The sequence below is a fragment of the Nostoc commune NIES-4072 genome (genome assembly GCF_003113895.1).
Taxonomy (GTDB): Bacteria; Cyanobacteriota; Cyanobacteriia; order Cyanobacteriales; family Nostocaceae; genus Nostoc; species Nostoc commune.
The window spans coordinates 4,930,357-4,939,211 of record NZ_BDUD01000001.1 but is presented as its reverse complement, the minus strand read 5'-3'; the positions used below and the strand labels follow the sequence as shown (position 1 = coordinate 4,939,211).

Below are 8,855 nucleotides of genomic sequence, written 5' to 3'. Positions count from 1 at the left end.
TGTTCAATAACACTAAGGTAATCTTAAGGCAGTATTGTTGTAAAACTTGAGGCAACTCCAATGGCTTGGCAGCGTCCTGACGGTCGTCTTGCTTACGAACTACGTCCGATCAGCTTTCACCCCAATTTCACTCGCTTTGCTCCCGGTTCTGTTCTCGCAAGATGCGGTGATACTCAAGTCCTTTGTACTGTTAGCGTTAATAAGGGAGTTCCGAAGTTTCTCGAAGGAACTGGTAAAGGCTGGTTGACTGCTGAGTACCGAATGCTACCATCTGCTACCCAAAGACGCCAAGAAAGAGAATTATTAAAATTATCTGGACGGACACAAGAAATTCAACGTCTAATTGGCCGCAGTTTACGCGCAGCAGTAGATTTTGAGGCGTTGGGAGAACACACGCTGACTGTGGACGCTGATGTGCTGCAAGCAGATGCTGGAACTCGGACAACAGCGATTACAGGCTCCTTTGTGGCGTTGGCTCATGCGATTTCTAAATTGTTAGAAGAGGGGGTGTTGGAGCGATCGCCTCTGTGTGGACAGGTAGCAGCAGTTTCTGTAGGATTACTGGAGGGAGAGCCATTTTTGGATTTGGATTATATCGAAGATGTGGCTGCAACAGTAGATTTTAACGTGGTGATGAATCAACAGCTGGGAATTATTGAAATCCAGGGTACAGCCGAAGAAGGCAGTTTTAGCCGGACTCAGTTGAATCAACTGCTAGATGTCGCCCAAAAAGGAATTCAGGAATTGTTAATTGCTCAACGCGAAGCGATCGCTGACTGGGAATCACTGTTTGTGATTAATTAATTTTATTAATTTTTAATAAGAATTAATAAATCTATCCTTTGTGGCGTTAATCAACAAAGTATCAAGTAACTGGGTGTAAATAAAATAATCATGAGAGTGGCTCCCAATTATTCGGGGTCGAATCTTCCCATGATTTGCTCCCCCTACCCCAATACAGTTCAGATAAGCTTTTTTCTCCCCCCCTGCTTCCCCTGCATCCCTTGCTCCCCCTGCCTGCCTCAACGAATAAATTTCTTAACTGAACCGTATTGCCCCCTACCCCCTACCCCCTGCCTAATCCATGATGTTAAATGTTTCAAAAGTTAAAAAGGAGGATTGTAATAAGTTCGGTATTGTATTGCCAGAAGCCAGCAATATGATGATGAAGCCATGAACAAAACCGTTGAAGTTCTACCGGATCAGCCGGCGCTGGTTGCACGAGCGCTAGAATTAATTCTGTCGAAGTTAGAAACTGCCATTGAGCAGCGAGGGCAGTTTAGCATCGCTTTATCTGGCGGCAGTACACCTAAACCGTTATACGAAGCGATTGCCAATCAAAAACTACCTTGGGATAAAATTCATATATTCTGGGGGGATGAGCGTTACGTACCACCAGATCACCCCGATAGCAATGAACTGATGACGCGTCGAGCGTGGCTAGATCGTGTTGATATCCCAGCAGCTAATATTCATGCCGTACCAACCTTAGAAGCCAATCCAGAAGTGGCTGCTGCTAAGTATGAACAACAGCTTAAAGAATTTTTTAATTCTTCTGGGATCGAGTTTCCCTCGTTGGATGTAGTATTACTAGGAATGGGTGATGATGCACATACCGCATCTTTGTTTCCCCATACAGAGGCTCTCAAAGTACGCGATCGCCTAGTTACCGTGGGTAACAAAGACGGAAACCCCAGGATAAGTTTCACATACCCCTTCATCAACGCTGCGAACACTGTGATTTTTTTAGTTGCTGGTGCTAATAAACGACCAGCTTTGGCGCAAGTATTTGCACCAGTAGCTGATGACTTCACTTACCCATCCCGCTTAATTCGGCCCCAAGGAGAACTTTGGTGGCTGCTAGATGCGGCAGCAGGTTTGGAACTCCAACATTAAACTTGGGAATTGGGAATTGGGCATGGGGCATGGGGCATTGGGCATTGGGCATTGGGCATTGAGAAGAGGACTTGGGGACTCTTGAGAATTGGGGACAAGGGGAAACACTTGTTGCAAGTTCTGATTTAAGTCCCCTTGTCCCCTTGTCTCCCCTGCCCCCTGCCCCCTTTCCCCGTGTCCAATTCACCGTTCCATCAGCAGTAATTGCTAGAATCTAAAGCTAGGGCCGCCCTCTGCTTGCCAGTCCTACCTATATTTATGATGATCTTGAACAAAGGCTAAATATCGATGATCGTCTGCCCTAATTGCAATCATCCCAACCCTGATGGCGCTGTCCAGTGTGAAGCTTGCTATACACCCTTACCTGCGACTACTAACTGTCCCAGTTGTGGGGCAACTGTGCAGGCAGATGCTGCATTCTGCGGTCAGTGTGGCTATAATCTTCACTCCGCAGGAGTTCCACACGTTCATAATCCGGCAGTTGTAACAGTTACTCCTGATGTTCCTGTGGAAGTTCCGCCGTTAGTTCCACCCGATCCCCTGTTAGAACTTTTGCAACCCGATGCTTTAGGAATAAGTGGTTCTACTAACTCTCATCCTCCCGAATCATCTTTACCAGCAACAGAAGTGGCAGCTCCGCCAGAGATATCTGTGGCTAAAAGCAGCCCTCCAGAACCAGCGCCAACGATCGCAACTCAACCGGTAGTATCTATACAAAGTATTCCTACTCCACCACCATTAGAACCAGCGCCAGCCCCTGAAGCCGAAGTACAAAAGCCAGCTGCACCAGCCCCAACTACAACTGTTGCCAGAACGCAATTGCAGCAGGTTACAGCGCGTTTAATCCACGTTCAAAGCGATCGCTTAATTGAATTGCCGCAAAATCTCTCTGTGATTCATATCGGCAAGCCCAATGACCGGATTCCCCCAGATATAGATGTTTCAGGATTTGCCAATTCAGAAATTGTCTCGCGGATTCATGCAGATATTCGCGTCGAGGGAGATGCTCATTATGTAGAAGATGTAGGAAGCTCCAATGGCACTTATATTAATAATTTGCCACTTTTACCAGGAAATCGTCATCGCTTAAGACCAGGCGATCGCATCAGCTTGGGTAAAGGAGACTTAATGACATTCCTCTTTCAACTTGCTTAACTTATTCTCTATCAATTGTGACATCAGTCTAGGCATTTTCTGGCTATCCTCCGGCATCCCTTTGGAGGAGAAATAAATTAACCGCATCAAACAAGCGACGGATAACTATGTTGTTCTTGATAGCCCCATAGCCGTCGCTTTGATGTGTGAATTGTTGCATTGATCAGCAACTCCATTACCATAATAATTACACTACGATGGATGAAAATACACTGCCAATTTTAGATTTTGAATTGAAGGGAAAATCTAAAATCTAAAATTCAAAATTGAATGACCTATGAAAGAACCAAGTAAAAATTCTGAACCCTTGCTTACCAAAGAAGCCCCACCAGTTGTTGAACGTATGGGCCTAACCTGGCTAGTTGCAGCAGCGATCGCAACTGCTTTATTGTGGCAAATACCAGCAGGGGATTATATCTTATACCCATTTACGATCCTGGCAACTTGGTTTCATGAAATGGGTCACGGCTTAATGGCACTCCTATTAGGGGGACAGTTTCAGAAATTGCAGATTTTTAGCAATGGTTCCGGTGTCGCAACCTATGGCATCCAGCCGACATTTGGGCCAATTGGCCCGGCAATAGTCGCAGCCGCAGGCCCAATGGGGCCGCCTCTTGCCGGTGCAGGTTTGATTCTGGCTTCCCGCAGTTTTACAGCAGCAACCCTCTGTTTAAAAATATTAGGGAGTTTTTTGCTATTTTCTGCATTAATTTGGGTACGTTCCTCGTTTGGATTGGTGGCAATTCCCTTACTAGGTTTCATAATCTTGGGTATTGCCCTGAAAGCACCTCGTTGGATACAAGGATTTGCGATTCAATTTCTGGGTGTACAAGCTTGTGTAAGTACGTACCATCAACTCGATTATCTATTTAGTAGTTCTGCTGGCTCCCTTGGACTTTCTGATACAGCGCAAATGCAGCGATATTTGCTTTTGCCTTACTGGTTTTGGGGCGGGTTAATGGCGATCGCATCTCTGGTGATTTTAGTCCAAAGTCTCCGCTTTGCCTATAGTTCAGAATGAAAAGACAGATTAGCGATCGCCCTCTTGCAGTCACGAATTCCACCCTCAGTATTTTGATTGGTGAGTTAATTACAGAGTGTTTGAAAGTACAAGCCTTAGTTAACCAGTTACAGTTACCTAGTTTAACTGTTAACCAACAAGCTGAAATTCTCGCAGAACTTTTAGCTTGTTGGTTCATCTACATAATCATTGTGACGAAGATTTTCAGACGCTAATTATTGAGGAAATGGAAAATTTGCCTGATGATCGGGATTAAGTGGTGATTTTAGTCCAAAGTCATTGCGATCGCCAACCATTACCTAAGCTGGAACTTGAGCGCGAATTTCATTTGGACAAGAACGACCTTGTTCAATATCAGCAATATTAGCAAAAGTTGTTTCTGCTATATTGTGGAGAGCTTCTGCTGTAAAAAAGGCTTGATGTCCGGTAATCAGTACATTGGGGAACGTCGTCAGACGCTGGAAAATATCATCTTGAATAATTGCACCAGACAAATCCTCAAAAAACAATTCCGATTCCTGTTCATAGACATCCACACCGAGATAGCCAATCTTGCCAGACTTCAACCCCTCAATCACTGCTTGGGTATCAATCAGCGCTCCTCGGCTAGTATTAATTAGCATCACACCTGGCTTAATCTGTTCTATAGCTTCAGCGTTAATCAAGTGATGCGTTTCGGGAATAAGAGGGCAATGTAGGGAGATAATATCCGAGTTGGCAAATAGCTCAGGTAGTTCTACATACTTTCCACCTAGCGCCTCCAATTCGGGATTGCGATAAACGTCATAGGCGAGTATGTGACAGCCAAACCCCTTCATAATCTGTGCTAAAATCAGACCGATTTTGCCCGTGCCAACAATCCCCACTGTGCGCTCATGTAAATTAAATCCCAACAGTCCATCTAGGGAAAAATTGCCTTCTCGGACACGGTTATAGGCTCGATGAATTTTGCGATTCAAGCTTAAAATCAATCCCACAGCATGTTCTGCTACCCCATAAGGTGAATAAGCGGGAACCCGCACAACGGTAATTCCTAAATCTGCTGCGGCTTGTAAGTCTACATTGTTAAACCCTGCACAACGCAGGACAACCAACCGAGTTCCCCGTGAAGCGAGAAGTTCTAAAGTTGGCGCGTCAACTTGGTCATGGACAAATACACAAACCGCCGGAAATCCGGCGGCGAGGATAGCTGTATCCCGATTTAAACGAGGTTCAAAAAATACTAATTCGTTTTGGGTGGGAGAATTTGCATCTGACAAAAACTTGCGATCGTAGACTTTTGTACTGAAGACTGCTACTTTCATGCAAAACCTCAAATTGTATGCTGCACAATGTTCGACTACATGATAACCTTGGCAGTTAGAGAAGCGATGTCTAAGATGGGCTATTCGGCAGCTTTGAACAGAAAAAAATTCAGGATTGCTTCAAGGTAGATGACTGACTTTTGCTTGCTCGAAGTAGCCATACATCACCCGAGAAACTTGACGAATAAAATCCCTAGCTCTAATGTCATTATTCGGTCTTCGCACGAAAATTCCTGCTAAATAACGCTTACCTGATGGCGTTTCAATAATACCCGCATCGCCTAGTACAAACCGTAGAGTACCTGTTTTATGGGCAATATTCGCACCAGAACCTAAGCCAGATGGTAGCAATGCTCTATTATGACAATGAATCATAATACCTAAAACTTGGGATTGACTTATATCAGAAATTAAGTGATTATTTGTAACCAAAGCTGACAGTCGTACCAAGTCTTTTGCACTAGTTTTATTAGTTCCTTTAAAGTCTCCTAACATATTGCGAATCACAGTGCTTTGCAATCCCCAACTGCGAAACTTTTGATTTAATTTAGATACACCACCTAAACGATCAATAATCATATTCGTAGCAGTGTTATCACTAATAGTCATCATCTTGGTTGCAGTTTGTAAGAGACTAAGCTTAGTTCCCACTCGTTGATACTGCATATCTCCAGAACCGCCAGTGACATGCTTCCGTCGCATCACCAAAGTTTCGCCTAGTTTGATTCTCCCTGCATCTACTTCTTGAAATAATGCAATCAAAATCGGATACTTAATTGTACTAGCGGCAGAAAAAGCTTTATCACCATTAAAATTAAAATAATCCCCTGTTTGTAAGTCCATAAAAAAGATTCCCGGAGTAAGGAATCTATAGCGAGCCATTAATGCTTTAATCGGAGTTTTTAGTTCTGATATCTCGCGTCCTAGAGGAACTACACCAGTAAATTTAGAAGTATTTATTGGGTTGACAGGATCGGTTAGAGGAACCGGAGGAATAAATTTAAGTTTTGGTAGTTGTAAATTAGATTGATTTGCGCTCCAGGGATTTATGTTGCCAACCTGATTAGTATTGGGATTCGCTTTTACTGGGGACGATAGTAAAAGAATACTTGTAAGGCTCAGTAAGAACCAGCGTAGTTTCATGTAGTGCTGTGAGGATCGTGTTGGATTTATTTACAGAGATTTTCCGAAGAAGTTAATCAAATCCGGATTGATTGACATATTAATCACTAACATATCCGATGTCAATAGATATTAATAAGAGATTTTCTAGAATATTGGAAATAAGGATTTTAATAAAAACCTACAAGAGAGAATACAGAAAATATGTTTACATTGCATCTATTAATTATGTAATTATACAAATACTAAGAGATTATAATTACAGCTTTAATTTTGCTAGCAATGATTGATACATAGCAATTGGGATAAAAAAGCACGCGCAGTCGAACCAATTAAAAAGTAGAAACTCAAGGCTACAAAACGACTAATAGTCGTTGGCTATTGAGGATTTTCTAATTGTTCTAAAATTTATACAGAAGATTTTAGAACTTACGCAAAAAGTGCTAAAAAGCTTAATTTATCGAACCTCCATCTCTGCGAGAGGCTTCCGTCAACGCGCAGCGTCTCGTAGAGAAGAATCGTAGAGTTTGCGTAAGTCTTAGATTTACCTGTATCAAGCTTGAGTGTTTGTTTCAGGGATCATGTTGGTTAACCTGAAAGCGATAATGCTATACTAGTACAGGAAATATGGTAAAATTTCCCTTACTTCACCGCATTTGAATACTCAAATGTGTGAATGATATAGCTGGAGAGGTGTCCGAGCGGTTCATGGTGACGCACTCGAAATGCGTTTTGGGGAAACCCAACGGGGGTTCGAATCCCCCCCTCTCCGTTTAAAATAATTGCCGAAAAATTAGACAAACAGTAATGTTTGGCTTCATCGATGGTATGTGTGAGTATTTGCAAGTAAGGGCATACACATGTGCGCCCCGTTGTGCAAAACGGGATTATGTTTCCGTATTTACTGAGTCAAATATTGCTCAAACTACATTAAAATATACACTGACGACAGAGATTTTTGGGATAAACTAATGCCATCGTGTGAGGAGTGAACGATGGCAAATCGCAGAATGGGGAAAGTGCCCTCATTTATTGTTATCAGTGTCTGTTTATATCTGGGTATTAGTATAGGAGTCGTTATCCGGCTTGGGCAATCACAGCGATTAAACGCTGCTACTACACCCACTGAACCTGTATCATTACCATTACCTATTACGCCATCAACAACAGAAGGACAAACCTTTCAAAAGACTATTACTATCAAAGCTGTTGGAGATATTATTCCCGGCACTAATTTTCCTAATTATAGATTACCCCGGTTTCGAGATCAATTATTACCAAAATCAGTGAGAACTCACTTGCAAGGATCTGATATCTTGTTTGGTAACTTTGAAAGTAGCTTAACTAATTATCCCTACACTGCCAAAGATATTAGTCGAGGACAAATCTTTGCGTTTCGCTCCCCACCTGGATATGCTCGGCTATTTGCTGAAGCTGGTTTTAATGTCTTTAATATGGCTAATAACCATGCAATGGACTTCGGCCCGGTAGGATTCAAAGATACAAAGAAAAATCTTGAGGCTGTAGGCATTGCAACATTAGGTCATAAAAATCAAATTCTTTATCTGGAAGCTAACAATATCCCTGTGGCAATGGTCGGGTTTTCTCCTTATGAAATGTATAATTCCATTAATAATTTAGGAGCAGCCCAAGCACTTGTAGCCAAAGCGAGAAATAAGGCCAACATTGTAATAGTCTCGATGCACGCTGGAGCCGAAGGAACGGGGGCATTACATGTTAAGAATCAGACAGAGTTTTTTTATGGAGAAAACCGAGGTAATTCGATCAAGTTTGCTCGAAACATGATTGATGCAGGAGCAGATTTAGTACTAGGACATGGGCCTCATGTTCCGAGAGCAATGGAAATTTATAAGGGAAAAATCATCGCCTATTCTTTAGGAAACTTTCTGGGATATCGAACTTTATCTACAAATGCCCAGACGGGTGATTCTATGATTTTAGAAGTTAAACTTAACTCGGCCGGAAATTTGGTATCAAGTAAAATTATCCCCGTGCGGATGAATGGGCAAGGAATCCCTCAAATTGATCGGTATTTTCGGACTGTGAAACTTATGCGTTTTTTGAATACTCAAGCTTTTCCCAAAAATCCGGTGAAGATTAATAAAAAAGGAGAAGTTGTTGTACAGAAGAATAAATCTGACAATTCAGTTAATGTAGAAAAGCCCACGAATAACTTAACCTCTTCCCGACCTTTAAGGGCAAAAATCCAAAGTATCTATCATAAAAAGAGAGAGATTTAGAGAGAAGTTTTTCAGATGACGGAAGTAAACAAGGAATTTACCTAAAGATGAAACAATAAACAAAAAGATGTTTTTGTATTAGCAAGAGGCGTTCAA

General features: G+C 42.3%; 7 protein-coding genes, 1 tRNA gene and 1 pseudogene. 7 read left to right on the top strand and 2 right to left on the bottom strand.

The window, feature by feature from the left end; genetic code table 11:
* Positions 1 to 60: 60 nt before the first annotated feature.
* From rph to CDC33_RS21930, 5 genes are all read left to right on the top strand, one after another.
* The gene (rph, locus tag CDC33_RS21955; RefSeq protein WP_109010670.1) at positions 61 to 804 is read left to right on the top strand and encodes a ribonuclease PH; all 744 of its coding nucleotides are present in this window, start codon (positions 61 to 63) and stop codon (positions 802 to 804) included.
* A gap of 369 nt (positions 805 to 1,173) precedes the next feature.
* Entirely contained in the window at positions 1,174 to 1,896 is a 723-nt protein-coding gene (pgl, locus tag CDC33_RS21945; RefSeq protein ID WP_109010668.1) for a 6-phosphogluconolactonase, read from the top strand.
* Positions 1,897 to 2,184: 288 nt separating this feature from the next.
* Positions 2,185 to 3,051: a double zinc ribbon and FHA domain-containing protein gene (locus CDC33_RS21940; RefSeq protein ID WP_109010666.1), complete on the top strand. Its 867-nt coding sequence runs from the start codon at positions 2,185 to 2,187 to the stop codon at positions 3,049 to 3,051.
* Between the two features lie 277 nt (positions 3,052 to 3,328).
* Entirely contained in the window at positions 3,329 to 4,072 is a 744-nt protein-coding gene (locus CDC33_RS21935) for a M50 family metallopeptidase (protein WP_109010665.1), read from the top strand.
* Positions 4,069 to 4,287 (top strand): hypothetical protein, encoded by a 219-nt coding sequence (locus CDC33_RS21930; protein WP_244919310.1) that lies wholly within the window; start codon positions 4,069 to 4,071, stop codon positions 4,285 to 4,287. Before CDC33_RS21935 ends, CDC33_RS21930 begins: the two co-directional genes overlap by 4 nt.
* 84 nt (positions 4,288 to 4,371) lie before the next feature.
* Here the strand turns inward: CDC33_RS21930 and CDC33_RS21925 are convergent, their stop codons facing one another.
* Complete coding sequence (locus tag CDC33_RS21925; RefSeq protein WP_109010664.1) at positions 4,372 to 5,376, bottom strand: 2-hydroxyacid dehydrogenase; 1,005 nt, start codon at positions 5,374 to 5,376, stop codon at positions 4,372 to 4,374.
* Positions 5,377 to 5,496: 120 nt separating this feature from the next.
* On the bottom strand, positions 5,497 to 6,519 hold the full coding sequence (locus tag CDC33_RS21920; protein ID WP_109010662.1) for a serine hydrolase: 1,023 nt from the start codon (positions 6,517 to 6,519) through the stop codon (positions 5,497 to 5,499).
* A gap of 666 nt (positions 6,520 to 7,185) precedes the next feature.
* Here CDC33_RS21920 and CDC33_RS21915 point away from each other — a divergent pair.
* Positions 7,186 to 7,270, top strand: a tRNA-Ser gene (locus CDC33_RS21915).
* A 223-nt stretch (positions 7,271 to 7,493) separates the two neighbouring features.
* Positions 7,494 to 8,654: pseudogene (locus tag CDC33_RS21910) on the top strand (CapA family protein); the annotation flags it as partial.
* Positions 8,655 to 8,855 lie beyond the last annotated feature (201 nt).

Excerpts from the sequence above, each read along its gene's own strand:
- CDC33_RS21940 (WP_109010666.1), top strand. The coding sequence starts at position 2,185 with ATGATCGTCTGCCCTAATTGCAATCATCCCAACCCTGATGGCGCTGTC.
- rph (WP_109010670.1), top strand. The coding sequence starts at position 61 with ATGGCTTGGCAGCGTCCTGACGGTCGTCTTGCTTACGAACTACGTCCG.
- CDC33_RS21920 (WP_109010662.1), bottom strand. The coding sequence starts at position 6,519 with ATGAAACTACGCTGGTTCTTACTGAGCCTTACAAGTATTCTTTTACTA.
- CDC33_RS21925 (WP_109010664.1), bottom strand. The coding sequence starts at position 5,376 with ATGAAAGTAGCAGTCTTCAGTACAAAAGTCTACGATCGCAAGTTTTTG.
- pgl (WP_109010668.1), top strand. The coding sequence starts at position 1,174 with ATGAACAAAACCGTTGAAGTTCTACCGGATCAGCCGGCGCTGGTTGCA.
- CDC33_RS21935 (WP_109010665.1), top strand. The coding sequence starts at position 3,329 with ATGAAAGAACCAAGTAAAAATTCTGAACCCTTGCTTACCAAAGAAGCC.
- CDC33_RS21930 (WP_244919310.1), top strand. The coding sequence starts at position 4,069 with ATGAAAAGACAGATTAGCGATCGCCCTCTTGCAGTCACGAATTCCACC.